The organism is Oceanobacillus profundus (assembly GCF_003515705.1).
GTDB lineage: Bacteria > Bacillota > Bacilli > Bacillales > Amphibacillaceae > Oceanobacillus > Oceanobacillus profundus.
On sequence record NZ_QWEH01000024.1, the window covers coordinates 1 to 16,988 of the forward strand.

The 16,988-nt window shown below is 38.3% G+C and carries 14 protein-coding genes; 6 read left to right on the forward strand and 8 right to left on the reverse strand.

Translation table 11 applies throughout. From position 1 onward, the window contains the following. Nucleotides 1-125: 125 nt before the first annotated feature. A complete protein-coding gene (locus D1B32_RS21595; RefSeq protein ID WP_095313698.1) occupies nucleotides 126-797 on the reverse strand; it encodes a hypothetical protein in 672 nt (223 codons plus the stop codon). 265 nt (nucleotides 798-1,062) lie between these two features. On the opposite strand from D1B32_RS21595, the gene D1B32_RS21600 reads away from it, so the two are divergent. After that, on the forward strand, nucleotides 1,063-2,781 hold the full coding sequence (locus tag D1B32_RS21600; RefSeq protein ID WP_095313700.1) for a DNA-binding protein: 1,719 nt from the start codon (nucleotides 1,063-1,065) through the stop codon (nucleotides 2,779-2,781). Between the two features lie 114 nt (nucleotides 2,782-2,895). On the opposite strand, the gene D1B32_RS21605 is transcribed toward D1B32_RS21600, so the two are convergent. Both D1B32_RS21605 and D1B32_RS21615 read right to left on the reverse strand, forming a co-directional pair. After that, nucleotides 2,896-4,773 (reverse strand): ABC-F family ATP-binding cassette domain-containing protein, encoded by a 1,878-nt coding sequence (locus tag D1B32_RS21605; RefSeq protein WP_095313701.1) that lies wholly within the window; start codon nucleotides 4,771-4,773, stop codon nucleotides 2,896-2,898. A gap of 393 nt (nucleotides 4,774-5,166) precedes the next feature. Next, on the reverse strand, nucleotides 5,167-5,664 hold the full coding sequence (locus tag D1B32_RS21615; RefSeq protein WP_095313716.1) for a peroxiredoxin family protein: 498 nt from the start codon (nucleotides 5,662-5,664) through the stop codon (nucleotides 5,167-5,169). Nucleotides 5,665-5,805: 141 nt separating this feature from the next. On the opposite strand from D1B32_RS21615, the gene D1B32_RS21620 reads away from it, so the two are divergent. Beyond that, entirely contained in the window at nucleotides 5,806-6,792 is a 987-nt protein-coding gene (locus tag D1B32_RS21620) for a DmpA family aminopeptidase (protein WP_095313705.1), read from the forward strand. Nucleotides 6,793-7,250: 458 nt separating this feature from the next. Here D1B32_RS21620 and D1B32_RS21625 read toward each other — a convergent pair whose 3' ends face one another. From D1B32_RS21625 to D1B32_RS21635, 3 genes are all read right to left on the reverse strand, one after another. Further along, the gene (locus D1B32_RS21625; protein ID WP_095313718.1) at nucleotides 7,251-8,159 is read right to left on the reverse strand and encodes an RluA family pseudouridine synthase; all 909 of its coding nucleotides are present in this window, start codon (nucleotides 8,157-8,159) and stop codon (nucleotides 7,251-7,253) included. 193 nt (nucleotides 8,160-8,352) lie between these two features. Beyond that, on the reverse strand, nucleotides 8,353-8,583 hold the full coding sequence (locus D1B32_RS21630) for an excisionase family DNA-binding protein (RefSeq protein ID WP_095313720.1): 231 nt from the start codon (nucleotides 8,581-8,583) through the stop codon (nucleotides 8,353-8,355). Between the two features lie 4 nt (nucleotides 8,584-8,587). Further along, a complete protein-coding gene (locus D1B32_RS21635; RefSeq protein ID WP_095313722.1) occupies nucleotides 8,588-8,866 on the reverse strand; it encodes a GNAT family N-acetyltransferase in 279 nt (92 codons plus the stop codon). A 221-nt stretch (nucleotides 8,867-9,087) separates the two neighbouring features. Between D1B32_RS21635 and D1B32_RS21640 the strand changes: the two genes are divergently transcribed. Next, nucleotides 9,088-10,785 carry a methyl-accepting chemotaxis protein gene (locus D1B32_RS21640; protein ID WP_095313725.1) on the forward strand — a complete coding sequence of 566 codons (1,698 nt, stop codon included), beginning with the start codon at nucleotides 9,088-9,090 and terminating at the stop codon, nucleotides 10,783-10,785. A 214-nt stretch (nucleotides 10,786-10,999) separates the two neighbouring features. Here D1B32_RS21640 and D1B32_RS21645 read toward each other — a convergent pair whose 3' ends face one another. Then, nucleotides 11,000-12,028, reverse strand: coding sequence for a PTS sugar transporter subunit IIC (locus D1B32_RS21645; RefSeq protein WP_095313726.1), 1,029 nt, complete (start codon nucleotides 12,026-12,028; stop codon nucleotides 11,000-11,002). A 359-nt stretch (nucleotides 12,029-12,387) separates the two neighbouring features. Here D1B32_RS21645 and D1B32_RS21650 point away from each other — a divergent pair, with 359 nt between their 5' ends. From D1B32_RS21650 to D1B32_RS21660, 3 genes are read left to right on the forward strand one after another with little or no spacing between them, the layout of a single operon-like run. Further along, nucleotides 12,388-13,137 (forward strand): DeoR/GlpR family DNA-binding transcription regulator, encoded by a 750-nt coding sequence (locus tag D1B32_RS21650; RefSeq protein WP_205126999.1) that lies wholly within the window; start codon nucleotides 12,388-12,390, stop codon nucleotides 13,135-13,137. Then, nucleotides 13,134-14,045, forward strand: coding sequence for a 1-phosphofructokinase (pfkB, locus tag D1B32_RS21655; protein ID WP_095313730.1), 912 nt, complete (start codon nucleotides 13,134-13,136; stop codon nucleotides 14,043-14,045). Before D1B32_RS21650 ends, pfkB begins: the two co-directional genes overlap by 4 nt. Nucleotides 14,046-14,069: 24 nt before the next feature. Then, complete coding sequence (locus D1B32_RS21660; RefSeq protein WP_095313731.1) at nucleotides 14,070-15,950, forward strand: PTS fructose transporter subunit IIABC; 1,881 nt, start codon at nucleotides 14,070-14,072, stop codon at nucleotides 15,948-15,950. 52 nt (nucleotides 15,951-16,002) lie between these two features. On the opposite strand, the gene D1B32_RS21665 is transcribed toward D1B32_RS21660, so the two are convergent. Continuing rightward, complete coding sequence (locus D1B32_RS21665; protein ID WP_095313733.1) at nucleotides 16,003-16,986, reverse strand: ketoacyl-ACP synthase III; 984 nt, start codon at nucleotides 16,984-16,986, stop codon at nucleotides 16,003-16,005. Between the last annotated feature and the right edge of the window lie 2 nt (nucleotides 16,987-16,988).

Genomic DNA, 16,988 nt, shown 5'->3' on the forward strand with positions numbered 1-16,988 from the left:
GTTGGTAGCTCATAACAGACCTCCGTGTATGTGTTGGTGTGGTTACTTACATTTTACACGAAGCTGTTATGGGTTGTTTTATTTTAACCACATTTTTTAGGTGTTGCACTTAATATTACAATTCGTCAAATATTATCTTCAAATTGGTAAATAAGTTCAAAGCTCGTTTCATCCAATAACTCTGCAACATGGACGCGTAAACCATGTCCGAATATAACCTCATCCTCTGTCATCGCCACAATCATAGCTTTCGTATTACTACGAGTATCAACATATATATCTCCAACAGCAGGCTTTAATGTATCATCATTTTCAGCAAGGTAGCTAATCGATTCATCTTTTAGCTGTTGTTCTTCAGGTACAAGATTTTTATCATAATAAGCGATTTCTTGACTTGCATCCTGCCGACCTGGAACCATGACAACATATTCATTATGTTTCACACCATTATCACGTGTTGTATTCACATTCCCGTTCTCAACACTTTCCACTTTTTCGATTTCATTCAATGAATAATGATCTAAAAAGTCTGGTGCAGGTTTAACGATTAAAATATAGTCGCCTGGCTCTGGCTTCGCATATTGATCAATCGTGTAACGTTTGCCATAAAAGATAAATGTATCGTTATGCTTCGGTCTATAATAGTCAATCTCACTTGCCTTCGTTAAAATTTGTTTCATATCCTTCAAACGATACAAGTGTACAGATTGTTTAAACATCGGCTTTACTGAATACACTTTATGGAGCTCGTTTTGATAAAACACAAACTGGCCTTTCCTCACTTGATAAAGCTTCATTCCGTTCCCTCCTAATTAAAGCATTATTTCCATTATAACTAGTTTCTATCATAAAGTGAATCTTCATTCCACCTTATTTCACATGATGTCATCTACGGACCTTATTTTAAACAGTACCCGATAATATAGCTCTGTGATTATTTTCCCATATGCAGTCCATTTTTAAACCTTTATTTTGTCAGTTTCACTTTTATTTTTACTTTATGAAACTAATCGTCTTCCCATTTCGTATAACCAATTAGAAACGAACATAGGAGATGTGAACATGACAGGAATATTAACAACTACGATTCTTACTTTTATTCTCTATATCATAATTGCTGTTTACTTTATTTTTAAAAATCAGCAACAGCGGAAAACGACAATCAAAGCTGCTGGATTTACGTTTATTAGTCTTTTCATTATTACAGCAATCATCGTCTATATTTTCATGCCTACCATCACCATTCCAAATATGTCGATTGCAAACTTAATTGTCGCTTTCATTGGAACACTTGGTTTATATGGATTGACGATGAGCAAACCACTTACAAAAGCAAGTCGTCCAATCGATGTGGTTTCATCTGGAATTATTGTATTAGCAGTCATCGCAGTTCCGACATTTTTTATCCTTGGCATTTCTGCTTTAGATAATAGCTATGAGTCCATTAAAAAAGAAGAAATGGAAGAAGCAAAGCCACTCGATAAAGATGCTACACCAATTGTTGTATCACCAGAATCTGCACGTAACAAGGTTCAAAAAGCAATGAGTGTTGTTCCAAATACCCAGTTTTATGATCTAGGTAAATTACAGGTACAAATGGTAAATGACGATATCGTATTCATTGCTCCAGTTGAATTTAGTGGTTTCTGGCGTTATTTCCGCGGTAAAGAAACAGAAGGATATTTTACCATATCTGCTACAGATATCAATGCCCAACCGAAATTTATTGAAAGTAAAATGAAGTATACGAATTCCAGCTACTTTCAACATAATATCCAACGAACGATTTATGGGGAATATCCAGCTTATATTCAAAGTGGCAGCGCACAAATCGAGGTAGATGAGGAAGGGAAACCATGGTATGTACAGACGTTGTATAAACCAATTGGCCTTACAAATAAACCAAACATGTCAAAGCTGCATGTCGCAGTTGTTGACCCGGTAACAAGTGATGTATCCCTTTATACAACAGAAGATGCACCTGATTTTATCGATGGTTCGATTAGTTCTGAAATGGCTTCTGATCAAAATGAGTATTTCGGAAAATACGTGCATGGCTGGCTGAACTCTATTTTTGGAAAACGGGATGTAAAAATACCAAACGAATCTGGAACGGAAAGTAATGTAACACCTATTTTTGATGAACAAGGAAACATGCATTATTTTACAGATATGTCCTCTCCTAAAGAGAATATTGATTCTGCTTTAGGCTACACACTAATCAATGCTCGTACAGGTGAATTAGTGTATTACAATGGAGAAAAAAATAATGGAATCATGGATAGTAAAGGTGCAAGAGAAATCGTTGATAAAGAATTCCCAGAGAAAAACTGGAAAGGCTCCATGCCGATTTTGTATAATATTGACGGAAATCCAACCTGGGTAGTCAATGTACTAGATCCGAATGGATTATTTAAACAATATGCCTACATTAAGGCCGCTGATTCCGATTTTGTTGTTTTCGGTGATACTGCAAAACAGACACTAGGTGCCTATCGAATTGCACTTGCACAGGATCCTAGTAATGTGGAATCTACCGGTGAAGCAGCAGGACATGAAAGCGTCAGTGGTGAGATTGAACGTGTTGTTATTACAACCCAAACAACTGGACAACTGATTCAATTTTTATTAACAAATGACACAACCATTTACACATTGAGCTCAACTAAGGCTCCTTTAGCGGTCTTTTTACAACAAGGGGATCATGTTCAGCTAGAAGCAAATAAATTGGATAACGGTACTGCCATTGTCGAAGCTATTGAAATCGATGGCTTACAATAGAAAACAGGGTGCCCCGATTTTTTCGGGTACACCCTGTTTTGTTTACTTTTATAACGTCACTTGAAATTATCATGCATGAACAGATAGTAATACCCCACTGAATGACGTTGCACTTTATTGATTCTCCATTTCCTCAATTAATACGGAGAGTTCCTCCCAGCGTTCCATTTTCTTTTCCAGTGCTGCCTCAGTTTCTTGCTGGTCCTCATATAATTTCTGTATTTTTTCCGAGTCACTTCCGGCATCGATAATGGCCTGCTGCAATGCTTCAACCTTTTCCTCTAACTCCATTATTTGATCTTCAATTTTTTCCCATTCTCGCTGGTCATTGTAGGAAAGTTTTTTCTTTTGCTTCTTCGGCTTTTCAATTGCTTTTTCAGTCTTCTGCGCTGTGCTTATATCGAAATGACGTTGTTCTAAATACGCACTGTAATTCCCTTGGAAGCGTTCTGTCCTTCCATGTCCCTTAAAGACAAGCAAACGGTCAGTAACACGATCTAAAAAGTAGCGATCATGGGATACGGTAATGACGACACCAGGAAAATGATCCAAATATTCTTCCAGAACACTAAGTGTCTGTGTATCTAAATCATTTGTCGGCTCATCCAAAAAGAGTACATTCGGCTCTGTCATAAGCACTTTCAATAAATAAAGCCTGCGTTTTTCCCCGCCAGATAATTTCCGAATATAGTTATATTGTTCTGAACGGGAAAATAAAAAGCGTTCCAGCATTTGCTCAGCAGTTATGACTTGACCGTCCTTTGTATGGATGACTTCTGCAACCTCTTTAATATAATCAATCATCCGCATACTTCCATCTAGTTCCTCATCACCCTGCGTATAGTAGCCGATTTTTACCGTCTCACCGATTTCAATTTCACCTTCATCTGGTTCGACTCGATCCGCCATTATATTAAGCAAAGTAGATTTTCCAGAGCCGTTGGCACCAATAATACCGAGGCGCTCCCCTGGAATTACGAGATAACTGAAATCACGCAAGAGCGTTTTACCATCATAGGTCTTCCCAATGGATTTCAGCTCAATTACCTTTTTACCTAATCGTGTAGAACCTACTTGAAACGCTAGATGGTCTTTTTTCGTATCAAATGTTTCCTTTTTCATTTCTTCTGCGCGTTCAATTCGTGCTTTTTGTTTTGTTGATCTTGCTTTTGCTCCACGTTTTAGCCATTCTAATTCACGACGTAATGTATTCTGGTGTTTCTGCTCATTACTAACTTCAAGCGCTTCTCGCTCTGCTTTCTTTTCCAGAAATATTTCATAATTTCCTTCGTATATATACAAATTTCCTTTATCTAACTCGTAGATTCGATTCGTTACCCGATTTAGGAAATAACGGTCATGTGTCACAAGGAGAAGAGATCCTTTATAGGACTGTAAGTATTTTTCGAGCCATTCTACCGTTTCATTATCCAAATGGTTGGTTGGCTCATCTAGTATCAGTAAGTCAGCTGGCTGAATAAGCGCCTTTGCGATAGCAACACGCTTTTGTTGTCCACCCGAAAGCTCGGTGACTTTTTTGCCAAAATCTGTTATCCCAAGCTTCGTTAATATTGTTTTAGCTGCAGTGTTCGCTTCCCATGCTTCCGCTTCATCCATCTTCTGCTGGAGTTTTAGCAACTCCTGTTGATAGGTGCTATTCTCAGCATCCTCCTGCAGCTTGAGTAATGCAGCTTCATATGCCCGCATCAACTTCATAATCGTCGACCCGCCGTAATAAATCTGGTCAATAACAGTTAGGTTAGGATCAAGAATTGGATCCTGTGCCAAATACTCAATTCGGTAATCTTTTGCATGTTTCAAATTTCCTTTTTCGGGTGATTCTATTCCAGCAATCACTTTCAAAAAGCTTGATTTCCCTGTTCCATTTACACCAATCAGTCCAATTCGCTCTTTGTCAGTAATTGTACAGCTGATGTCATTAAAAAGAACTTTATCACCATAAGATTTATGTAAATTTTCAATAATAAGCATTGTTTAACCTTCCTCACGCTTTTCAATTATAGTTCGCGTTTTCATGTTATCGTCATTTTCTTTTCCGTATCAACTGCTTTATCCAAGCTTTTACAATTATAACGATTAAAAATAAAAGCCATGATGTCACTAAATAAAAAATAAGTTTAGCTCCTTCATTCATTTCTGAAAAAAAGGTGGCCATTCCGATCCATATCGCTCCAATCATGACGAGCTGTCCAAGTAATAGTTTTATGATAATCTCCCCCGACTTTCTTTACTAGTCTATGTAATAGTTTAGCGTACTGGCGCTTAATTTTCCATTTATAAAAACAGACTGCTCTATTCCTTACCAAGCTCCTCATTATTTATGTTATAAAACAGGAAAGGAAATCGGGCTTAGTGCCGATTTCCTCAATTCATTTTTTCGTATTCAGTTATCATTTGTTCATAATTCAAAGGCCCATACACGCGTTGCCCAATAATTCCTTTTGTATCAATCATATAGGTTGTAGGGATTGGGCTTATTCTGTATAACCTGGATACTTGCCCTTCCTCATCCATTAATACCGGAAAGGTTAGACCATATGTTTCAATAAACTCATTTACCGTCTTTTTATTCATTTCCATGTTTGTTAAATTAACCGCAAGCACCACAGCATCTTTGTCTTGGTAGAATCGTTCCAAATCAGGCATCTCTTCTCGACATGGCGGACACCAAGACGCCCAGAAATTAAGTAATACGCGCTTTCCCTTAAAGTCAGATAGCTGAACAGTCTCACCATCACTTGTAATCAATTTAAAGTCAGGCGCCTTCTGACCAACTTCAGTACCAATATCCTCTGCTGCAACCAATCCTATAGTTGAAAAGAAAACTCCGATAAACAGTAGTGCTGAAACGATTCGTTTCATCCTGTTATCACCACCCATAAGTAATCATCTTAGTTTCCCTCGTTAGCCAATATCCATGCATGCTTATCGATAATTTTCACCCATTTGATATATAATACATGTAGTGTAATAAGAAACGTGTTCTACAGAAGGAGAGAATTTATGGTACTGCAAAAGGGAAAATACAATTGTATTACAGATGTAGGCGATGTGAAGGTCGGACATGTCACACTCTATGAGAAAATCGATGATCACGATACGATATGTACTGGGGTAACCGCTATTCTTCCTCATTCAGGCAATTTATTCAAGAAAAAAACACATGCTGCAAACGCAGTAATAAATGGTTTTGGAAAAACAACTGGTCTCGTACAGCTTGATGAGCTTGGATTATTAGAGTCACCCATCATGCTAACAAATACCCTTAGTGTTGGTTCTGTTATGCAAGGAACTTTACAATACATGCTTGAAGAGAATGAGGACATTGGTGTAAGTACAGGGACCATTAACCTTGTTGTCGGCGAATGTAATGATGGCTACTTGAATTCCATTCGGCTTCAAGCAGTAAAACCAGAACACGCGATTCAGGCAATTAAAAAGGCGAGCACAGAACCTGTCCAAGAAGGTGCTGTTGGCGCTGGAAAAGGTATGGCATGCTTTGAATATAAAGGCGGAATCGGCACCGCTTCTCGTATCATTTCAGCAGGCAAGGAAAATTATACCGTCGGATGTCTGGTATTAAGTAATTTTGGCAAACGGGAGCAAGCACTATTTGCCAATTGGAATAAAGCCAGTCTGGACACTCCTGATGGTTCGATTATGATTATAATTGCCACAGATGCACCACTTTATGATCGACAGTTAAAACGACTAGCCAGTCGTTCTGCAGTTGGACTAGGTCGCACAGGAAGTACCATAGACCACGGGAGCGGCGACATCGCCATTGCTTTTTCTACCGCAGCAACATTTGAACACAACTCAGATCATACTATTGGATCAATCTCCTTTATTCGAGATGACCATCCAGCAATGGGTCAGCTGTTCCAAGGCGTTATTGAAGCAACAGAAGAAGCAATTATGAATTCTCTAAAACACGCGGAAACTACTGTGGGAAGAAGAGGTAGAATGCTCAAAAAAGCGCCATTGTAGAAAGGGAGGAGAGCATTTTGCTCTACTCCCTTTCCCATTGCTTAGCGTAACTATAAAATTTGAATACTTTGGGTAACTAGTTACCGAAAACAGCCACGTCCAGCTCCAACGCTAAAGCTGTAGCGAGACTTCCCTCACCTCCGTACGAAAAGAAGACTTGCCGATTGGCTGCGCCAGAGGGTTAGTCGCACTTATACCCTTGTGGTGAAAGTCAACATCGACTCCAAGTAAAAGGATGGCCGACTAAAATCAGGCTAAAGCCTAACATCGGCATACCCCTTACAGGGGCATGTTTCCTTTTAGATGAACTTGACTTTTCGCCCATAACGGCGAAAGTCATAGTTCATCTTATACTTTGGAGTGAATCTCCTGCGTAAGAATGTCCGACAAGTCGAACCACCCCAAAGTACGGGGCGCAGTCCGTACGTCGCTTACCGGACGCTTCCACTTTTGTTCTTTTACTTCGACTTCTTCAAAAATGATTTTGGCACATCTGCTTGGAACAGCAGTAATTGTCCAGTAGTTGGATGTTGAAATGATAATACTTTCGCATGGAGACCTAATCTTCCAATCACATTATGTTTAGACCCGTATTTTTTATCGCCAACAATCGGATGTCCAAGATCCTCCATATGGACACGTATTTGATTTTTACGGCCAGTCTCTAATTTTACTTCAAGCAATGAAAAATCCTCATTGGATTGCATTACTTTATAACGCGTTATTGCAAGCTGCCCATCATTTTTAATAGGACTAGAATAGACTCTATGCGCCTTACTTTCCTTAAGCCAGGATGAAATATAGCCGTCCTGCTTCGTTACTTCTCCTTCAACTAACGCAACATACGTACGTTCCTTAACCACCCGTTTCCAATTATTTTGTAAGGTTTGTTTTACTTCTTTTTGCTTGGCAAACAGCATTACGCCGGATGTACCTTTGTCTAAACGGTGCACAACAAATATTCGATTATCTGGGTCTTCCTGTCTTACATATTCCATCAGTTGGTGGTAAGCTGTTTGCTTTTTTTCCTTTTCTGTTGCAATCGCAAGCAGTCCTGCTTCCTTATTGATAACAATAACGGCATCATCCTCATACAAGATAGACATGCCTATTAATACATTCTGCTTAATCGCAGCTTTATTTTTTAAAATCGTAACTTTTTGTCCAGGATGCAAGGCATAATTGTACTTCGTTTCAATATGATCATCAACCGTTACCTGACCACGGGCAAGTATTGATTTAACGGAATTGCGACTACGATTTGACATGACCTTTATTAAAAAAGGTAATAATTCACTTGCCTCTTCTACTTTAAATTGAAGTGACTTTGGTTGCTGTTTATTTTTTGAATGATATTTACTAGCCATATGATAAACTCCTCTATAGTTGAATAGCAGTTATATTAGAGAACTTAGCATTCTCAGAGCCTTTAGCGAATGCCTAAGTTGCACTTATGCAGAAAGAAATATGCAGACTGCCAAAAAAGTGTTAAGTATATGCTACACTTTCCTTCAATAAAGTCTAGCATATACTTAACACTAATTGAAATTTGCCATTTTTTTAATCTTCATCTTTCACATCTATATCTTCTGGTATTGGTTCATTTAGATATTCTTGAATCATTTTTTTATACTTTTCTACTTGTTCAAAATGTGTTGTAAACTGTTCTTTATTAATTAAATACTGCTCCCCATCATGAATTGCACGTATACGTCCTTGCATAACCAGCGCTGTAACACTTGAGGGGTTCATTGCTATATATTCCGCGGTTTCCTCGATTGTTAGGTACATGAAATTACGCGCCTAATACATCTCGAAATTCTGGAGTATTTTCGATTTTATTTTTCGCATAAGGACATAACGGTGTTATCTTTCTGTTTTTTTCACGGGCAAACAAAACGACCTGCTCTACTAATTTTCCAGCAATACCTTGACCACGTAATTCATCTGAAACATATGTATGATCAATTACAATTTTCGAATCTCCAATTTGCACAAACGTAATTTCTGCAAGTGGTTCTTTTATATTGTCTCCTACATAAAATTTATTTTCGCCTTTATTAATAGTAGTCATTTTTATCCTCCTCAAATTTACGTCTACCACCCTCTATTATACCTCACTTGTCAAACAATTGTGGTGGAAATAATATCAATCCTATTCAATCCCTTGATGGAGAAAGGAAAATAATCCTTTACATTCACTTTACAGTAACTTAACAATAGATTGTTATACTGAAATAGTAGCAGTCCGAAAGACCTGTTTATCTTTACGGAAATTAAGGAGGCATCAATTTTGTGAAACGGTTTTACCATCTCTTACTTACTAAAACAAATTTACATGCTAGATTGAGTATATTGTTTTTATCTTTAATCTTTTTATCCGTCACTGCGGTTGGAGTTACTTCATACATACAAGCGAAGCAAATGACAATAACTACGATTGAAGATCGATTAGTTCGCGAAGCTCAATTAATTGGTTACATAGCAGAAAATCTCCACTTTCTCTACGTGAGTGATGAAGATTATTTTATGCAGCAATTGAATTCTAACATTCGTACGCAGCAGAGCCAATTAGAAACCGATGGGATGGAATCGGATTTCTTTTATATTGCTGATAATAGTGTAACACCTTTTCCAGTCAGTGCGGATTCACTGCCAAATATTCCTGATTCTTTGGTTCAAACCATTACAGAATCGCAGGATGGGCAGCTTCAGCGCGTAATTGATGGCGAAACGTACACAATAACTTTCCAACAAATGGACGAAATTAACGGCACCTATGTATTACTTGTGCCGACACAATCATTTATGGCACCTGTTAATAGTATGGGATTTGTATCTATTTTAATTACCGCTACAAGTATTATTCTTTCTACTATATTGATTATCCTTTTTGTTCGTACCTTAACCAAGCCGCTTTCTGTTCTGCGAGACACAATGCGGGAAGTTCGTAATGGAAACCTTCAGAATTCGGTAGCAATGAAAACAACAATACCAGAATTTGTATCATTACATAGAAGCTATGATTCCATGATTAACCAGATGACGACCATGTTTAATGAGTTAAAGAAAACTGCAGTTGAATTGTCGCGTACAGGAAAGACACTAGAGCATTCCTCTGATGACGCACTACAATACAGCCATGATTTAACCGAGTCTATTAATGTTGTGAAATTAGGTGCAGAACAAACTGCGAACAGCTCAGAAAGCAGTGTAGCAAGCTTTATTACGATGAAAAACAAAACAGAGGATATCATCACGAATATGGCTATTGTATTTAGCAATTCCAAACGTATGGGGAATACAGCAATTACTGGCGAAAAACATATATCACGATTAATCAATACAACACAAGCTTTCGAAAATGACTTTGAGCATTTAACCAAAACAATTCAGCAAGTAAATGAATACTCGATGTCCATTTCAAATTCAGTAGGATTAATTCAAGGAATTGCAGAACAAACAAAACTATTAGCACTTAATGCAACGATTGAAGCTGCTCGTGCTGGAGAATCTGGTAAAGGTTTTTCCGTTGTCGCCAATGAAGTTGGTAAACTTGCAGAGCAATCTTCCGCAACTGCTGCTAAAATCACTCAATCTATTAGCAATATGGGGAATATTACCTCCAATGCTACTGAAGAATTTGAACAAATGTTAAATAAGATAGGTTTAAATATTACGACAGCAAACGATGCAAAGTTATCATTGGATAATCTTATGAAGGAAATCGCAAAGGTTGGGACAAAACTTCAGGATATGAACGCAGAGCTAGAAAGCTTAAAAAATGAAATTCCTGCTTTAGAATATGCGGCAGATGAATTTGCTTCTGTTTCTCAAGAAACGTTAGCTAGCGCTGAAGAAATGCGCGTAAAAAGTGAACAGCAATACGAACAAATGCAACGTACACATGAGGTGGGGTTAACAATATCTGGATTGTCTAAATCTTTAGAGCGTGTGACAACACAGTTTGAAATAGAATCATCCAATCCATAATAAAACATAGTCGCAAGCGTCCGGCAAGCGAATTACGGTGGAGTGAAGTCTGACTACAGCTGTAGCGCTTCTTGGACGTGGCTGCTCCGGTATCTAAGTTATCAAATGCATGCAAACTTTATAGTTTCCTGCCAATTATAAAAAGCGTGATCGATTCGCACGTAGCGAAACTGATCACGCTTTTTTTGTATACAATATGTGGCTTTCTTCTATCTTATTGTACTTCCATTCGCAAATCACCAGTTTTTGCCCAACCAATTACTTTCAATGCATGATAGACCGAAATAGAGATAATAATCGGTAGGAAGACACCTACTACAAGATACATTATTAATGTTCCTAGTCCTTGATTCGCTATAATATTTAGCGGAGCGATAAAGGAATTTAACCCGAGTCCAGCAAGCTGATATGGAACTTGGAAATCAAATAGAATAATAGCGATTGGTGCACAAATAATTGATGAAAGAAATGGGCCAATTACTAATCGTGGATTCTTCACGATATTGGGTACCTGTACCTTAGGTGTAAGGAATGACTGTGCAATATTTGCTCCAAGTTCATTTTGTCTAAACGACATTGCAGTAAAACCAGCAAATTGTGCCGTACAGCCGATTAATGCAGCAGCACTAGAAACAGGATCAAGCTGGAGTGCAATCGCGATAGCTGCTGAAGAAGCTGGCGACATAAGAAATACACTCCATATAAGGGCAATAACGATCGAACCAACCAATGGTGATCCTCCCACAGAAGTAGCAATCTTTTCACTTAACCATACAAGGACAGGAGTTGTGACCCATGCTAGGAATACACCTGACACGCCCCCAATCATGATTGCAGTAAATGGAATAGCGAGCATATCCAACTTCGTCTTTCCAGTTACTCTTCTACCAGCCCATGTTGCGATAACTGCTGCCAAAACGGCACTTACAGGCTGTCCAGTTGTCAGGACCCATCCACCGTCAGCGGCAAGCTGCAGAGCATTCGCGCCAACCGTACTACTTGCCATTGCACTAAAGATAACTAATGTATTTCCACCTAACTGATATGCAATTCCAGCTCCGATAGCTGGGGCAAGCATTAGCTGAGCAGCTGTACCAATTGTTGTAAATCCTGCCCAACCAGTAATGGTTCCAAAAGCTTCAACCAACAAACCAATTCCGAGTGTTACCAACACGGCGTTTGCAAGCCCGATAGAAGCCTTGTACATTCGATCAATGATATATTTCTTCGTTGATTGTTTCATGATGTATATCCCCTTATATTTTATTCAATGTAAAATGATGGACAATTCCGACATTTTAGCGAATGCATTGTCTTCATTGCAGATAGAATGTCTTCACGAAGTGTCCAAACCCTACCAAACAAATTCTTTTTAACGAATGTCAGTCTATAGGTTAGTCAAATAAATTTGCTGCCTTTTATTTCCCATAATAATCTCTTTTCACTCGTAATAAATTGTTACTATCATATTACGATTTTTACTTAGAGTCAAAAGTAATTTTATTATGAACATTTAAACAATAAGTCGTTTTTGTGACAACGCTATCAACTTGATTGTTTTTGACTGTTTTTGATGTTATTATACTGATTAGGAGGGTGTATATGTTAACTGAGGAACGACATACATTCATATTAAATGAATTAAAACAGGCGAACATTGTTAAAACGCAAGATTTAATGAATGCACTTAACAGTTCAGAGTCTACAATAAGAAGAGATCTGCAACATTTGGAGGAAGCTGGAGAATTAACACGTATCCATGGAGGAGCAAAGCGTATCTATCAATTGGATAGCGAACAGTCAATTCAGGAAAAATCCATCAAAAACAATCAAGAAAAAATAGCCATTGCAAAATTAGCAGCTTCTTTTATTGAAGATAATGACGTGATTTATTTAGATGCCGGAACAACAACATTAGCAATGATTGAATTCATAAATAAGTGGAATATTACTGTAGTAACAAACGGAATCGTACATGCATCCTTACTTACAGATAAAGAAATCAACACCATTTTAATAGGTGGTAAAGTAAAGCCATCAACAAAAGCTATTGTTGGTACTCCAAGTCAAAATGAACTGCAAAAATACCAATTCAATAAATCCTTTCTAGGAATGAATGGAATCGATGCAACATTCGGCTGTACAACCCCCGACCCAGAAGAAGCGGCATTAAAAACAATTGCCCATCAGCATTCTGCGACAGCTTATGTCTTAGCAGATTATACAAAATGGGATAAAGTTCACTTCGTAAACGTATGCGGGATCGAAGAAGTTACGTTGATTACGGATTCCTGTCATGAGGACCTTAGACCCTATAAAGCGAAAACAACAATTTGGGAGGCGAATCAATGATTTACACAATTACCTTAAATCCATCCATTGACTATATCGTACAAGTGAAGAATATGGACCTTGGAAAATTGAATAAAATGACAAACGATCTAAAACTCCCTGGAGGCAAAGGTATTAATGTATCTCGAATTTTACAAGAACTTGATGTACATTCAACCGCACTTGGTTTCTTAGGGGGATTTACCGGAGATTTTATTTCCAATTGGTTACAAAAGGACAATATTTCTGCAGATTTCATCCAAATTCAAAATGATACGAGAATTAATATTAAGCTAAAATCAGAGCTTGAAACCGAAATTAATGGGCAAGGACCTGCCATCTCCACTGAAGAAGCCGATGCTCTCTTAAAACAAATCGGTAATATTTCCAGTGAAGATAGTGTTATTTTATCGGGAAGCAAGCCACCTTCTCTCCCAGATAATTACTACCATACATTAATTGATGTGATTACGAAATCCAATGCTGCATTTATTATCGATACTACTGGTGAAGACTTAAAGGCTGCATTGCCTTATAATCCTTTACTCGTTAAACCGAACCTCGAGGAATTGGAAGAGCTATTCGGAACTAAGATAAACACGAAAGAAACTATCCTGCAATATGGCAAGAAATTACTCGAGCTTGGAGCACAGCACGCAATCGTCTCCATGGCTGGTGATGGCGCATTTCTTTTCACAAAAGAAGTCATCTATAAAGGAACAAGTCCAAAAGGAGTTGTTAAGAACTCTGTAGGAGCAGGTGACTCCATGATTGCTGGATTTGTTGGTGAATATATCAAAACAAAGGATGCAGAGCGAGCATTTAAGATGGGGATAGCTTCTGGCAGCGCAACAGCCTTTTCTGATGATCTAGCGAAGCGAAACGATATTCTCGCTTTAGTTGATCAAGTAAAAATTTCCCCTGTGTAAAAATTTAAATAAAGGATGATAACCTTGAAAACAACCGAATTATTAAGAAAAGATATTATGATTATGGACTTGCAGGCAGCAACCAAGGAGGCAGCAATTGACGAAATGATTCGTAGCCTCCATAAAAATGGCGTTGTCCAGGATGCAGAGGAATTTAAAGAGGCTATATTAAACCGTGAAGCACAATCCTCTACAGGTCTTGGTGATGGCATTGCAATGCCACATGCTAAAACAAAAGCAGTAAATGAACCTGCAGTGCTTTTTGCCAAGAGTACAAAAGGTGTTGAATATGAGTCGCTAGATGGTCAGCCTGCATATTTATTTTTTATGATTGCTGTTCCAGAAGGTGCCAATGATACTCACCTGCAAACACTTGCATCACTTTCCAAATTATTAATTGACCCAGATTTTGTCGGGCAGCTCAAACAAGCAAACTCACCTGATGAAGTTCATCAGCTGTTCAATCAGTCTGAAGAAGATGATACTGAATCCCCAGCGGATACAATGGTTGATACCGATTCAACTAAACCATTTATTGTTGCTGTTACCGCCTGCCCGACTGGAATCGCTCATACGTATATGGCTGAAGATGCTTTAAAGAAAAAAGCAGCTGAAATGAATGTCGACATTCGTGTAGAAACAAATGGCTCGGATGGAGCGAAAAACCGTTTAACCGATGAAGAGATCGCACGTGCAGATGCCGTTATTGTAGCAGCAAGCAAGAAAGTAGAAATGGCTCGGTTCAATGGCAAGCGTGTATTGGAAAGACCGGTAGCAGACGGTATTAAGAAAACAGAAGAACTGATTACCAAAGCAGTGAATCATGATGCAGCTGTTTATCATGCACAAGAGTCTGCTGTCAGTTCTGATAACGAAGAAAAGCAAAAATCATCTATACTAAACACTGTGTATAAAGATTTAATGAATGGGATATCACATATGCTGCCATTTGTTATTGGTGGTGGTATTCTATTAGCGATTTCCTTCCTATTTGAAAGTATTTTAGGCAGTGATAGTGAAATTTTTCTTTTCCTGAATGAAGTTGGTGGCAATGCATTCAACTTCTTAATCCCAATATTCGCTGGATTTATCGCAATGAGTATCGCAGATCGCCCTGGATTAATGCCAGGTATGGTTGGTGGATTAATTGCTGTTCAAAGTGAAGCTGGGTTTATTGGTGGCTTAGTTGCTGGTTTCTTAGCTGGATATATCGTTGTACTTTTAAAAAGAGGTTTACGCGGCTTACCACGAGCATTGGATGGTTTAAAGCCAATCTTGCTTTACCCTGTTTTAGGTCTATTTTTCACTGGCCTTCTTATGTATTTTGTGTTTGGCCCAATTTTTGCCGGTCTTAACCATGTGATGGTTGAATTTTTACAAAACCTTGGAACAGGAAATGCAGTTATTCTTGGAGCATTACTTGGTGGCATGATGGCTATCGATATGGGTGGCCCATTTAACAAAGCTGCGTATGCATTTTCGATTGGTATTTTCACGGACACTGGAGATGGCAGCCTGATGGCAGCAGTTATGGCTGGAGGAATGGTGCCACCACTTGCCATTGCGCTTGCTTCAACATTTTTTAAAAACAAGTTTAATGAAAATGAACGCAAATCAGGTGTGACGAACTATGTGATGGGAATTTCCTTTATTACGGAAGGTGCGATTCCATTCGCTGCTGCAGATCCATTACGCGTAATCGGATCCTCGGTTCTAGGAGCAGCAATCGCTGGTGGTTTAACGCAATTCTGGAATAGTGCTATCCCAGCACCACATGGAGGAATTTTCGTAATTCCTTTAGCAGAGAATCCTTTATTCTTCCTGCTTTCCCTTGCCATTGGTACTGTTGTATCAGCTGTATTGCTTGGCTTATGGAAAAAGCCAGCTGTTGGTCAAGGAAAATAAACTTTAATAAAAAGCCGGCATCCACTTATAAGGATGCCGGTTTTTTTGCGATTTAATATTTAAATACCATCGTTACAATCTGGTATCCTGCACCAATGGTCCAGAATAATAAATAATCTCCGCGTTTAATTTTGCCGGATTTAACGCCTTCATGCAGAACAATAAATGGACTACTAGTGCCTGTGTAACCAAATTGATCTCCTACGTAAACAATCTGATCATCATGAATATTGAATTTTTCTTGAATCTCTAGAATTGTTGCAAGCGAAAATTGCGAGAGGCAATATATTCCGATATCCGCTTTCGTTAGGTTATTTCTTTCAAAGATTGTTTCGAAGGATTCCTCAACATGTTTCATACTTTCACTTCCATCAAAAGGAATCCATTTAATATATTTGCCTTGAGCCACCCCTCGTAGTGTATTCGACAATCCCTGTTCAGGATAAACAATATTATTTCTGCTTTTCGAATCTACTGCATAAACTGAGTCGATGAAGCCTGTATCTTCTTCTGTTGTCTCTAAAATTACCGCCGCAGCAGCATCACCATAGTTAGAATATGTAATTTCATCTTCTGGATCACAGAGAAGTGAGTTATAATCTGAACCTACAATGAGGGCAGTTTTTACGTTTGGATTTGCTTTCATATAACGTGATGCCTGTTCAACCGCTGCTGTCATTCCTGCACAGTTTGCATTCGAGTCCAGTACAATCGTGTGCTCATCTCCTTCAATGGCATTGTGCAGAAATAATGCATTCGTTGGAAATGTATATTCTGGTGTTTGTGTAGAGAAGACAAGCATATCAATATCTTTTCCTGACATTCCCGCTTTTTCCAGTACCGTTTTACTTGCCTCAATCGCCATCGTAAGTGCATTCTCATCATTGTTTTTAATGATATAGCGATCTTTTCTTCCCATATGTTGGACAAATCGTCTGATATCTTTGCCTTGCTTTTGGAAATGATCGAGGTAAAATTCATTATTCACTGATGTTTGTGGATGATAAATTCCTACTTCCTTTATTCTGATATTCATAA

What these genes read in the sequence shown, in the direction of transcription:
- D1B32_RS21595 (WP_095313698.1), bottom strand. Translation starts at nt 797, where the DNA reads ATGAAGCTTTATCAAGTGAGGAAAGGCCAGTTTGTGTTTTATCAAAAC.
- D1B32_RS21600 (WP_095313700.1), top strand. Translation starts at nt 1,063, where the DNA reads ATGACAGGAATATTAACAACTACGATTCTTACTTTTATTCTCTATATC.
- D1B32_RS21605 (WP_095313701.1), bottom strand. Translation starts at nt 4,773, where the DNA reads ATGCTTATTATTGAAAATTTACATAAATCTTATGGTGATAAAGTTCTT.
- D1B32_RS21615 (WP_095313716.1), bottom strand. Translation starts at nt 5,664, where the DNA reads ATGAAACGAATCGTTTCAGCACTACTGTTTATCGGAGTTTTCTTTTCA.
- D1B32_RS21620 (WP_095313705.1), top strand. Translation starts at nt 5,806, where the DNA reads ATGGTACTGCAAAAGGGAAAATACAATTGTATTACAGATGTAGGCGAT.
- D1B32_RS21625 (WP_095313718.1), bottom strand. Translation starts at nt 8,159, where the DNA reads ATGGCTAGTAAATATCATTCAAAAAATAAACAGCAACCAAAGTCACTT.
- D1B32_RS21630 (WP_095313720.1), bottom strand. Translation starts at nt 8,583, where the DNA reads ATGTACCTAACAATCGAGGAAACCGCGGAATATATAGCAATGAACCCC.
- D1B32_RS21635 (WP_095313722.1), bottom strand. Translation starts at nt 8,866, where the DNA reads ATGACTACTATTAATAAAGGCGAAAATAAATTTTATGTAGGAGACAAT.
- D1B32_RS21645 (WP_095313726.1), bottom strand. Translation starts at nt 12,028, where the DNA reads ATGAAACAATCAACGAAGAAATATATCATTGATCGAATGTACAAGGCT.
- D1B32_RS21650 (WP_205126999.1), top strand. Translation starts at nt 12,388, where the DNA reads ATGTTAACTGAGGAACGACATACATTCATATTAAATGAATTAAAACAG.
- pfkB (WP_095313730.1), top strand. Translation starts at nt 13,134, where the DNA reads ATGATTTACACAATTACCTTAAATCCATCCATTGACTATATCGTACAA.
- D1B32_RS21665 (WP_095313733.1), bottom strand. Translation starts at nt 16,986, where the DNA reads ATGAATATCAGAATAAAGGAAGTAGGAATTTATCATCCACAAACATCA.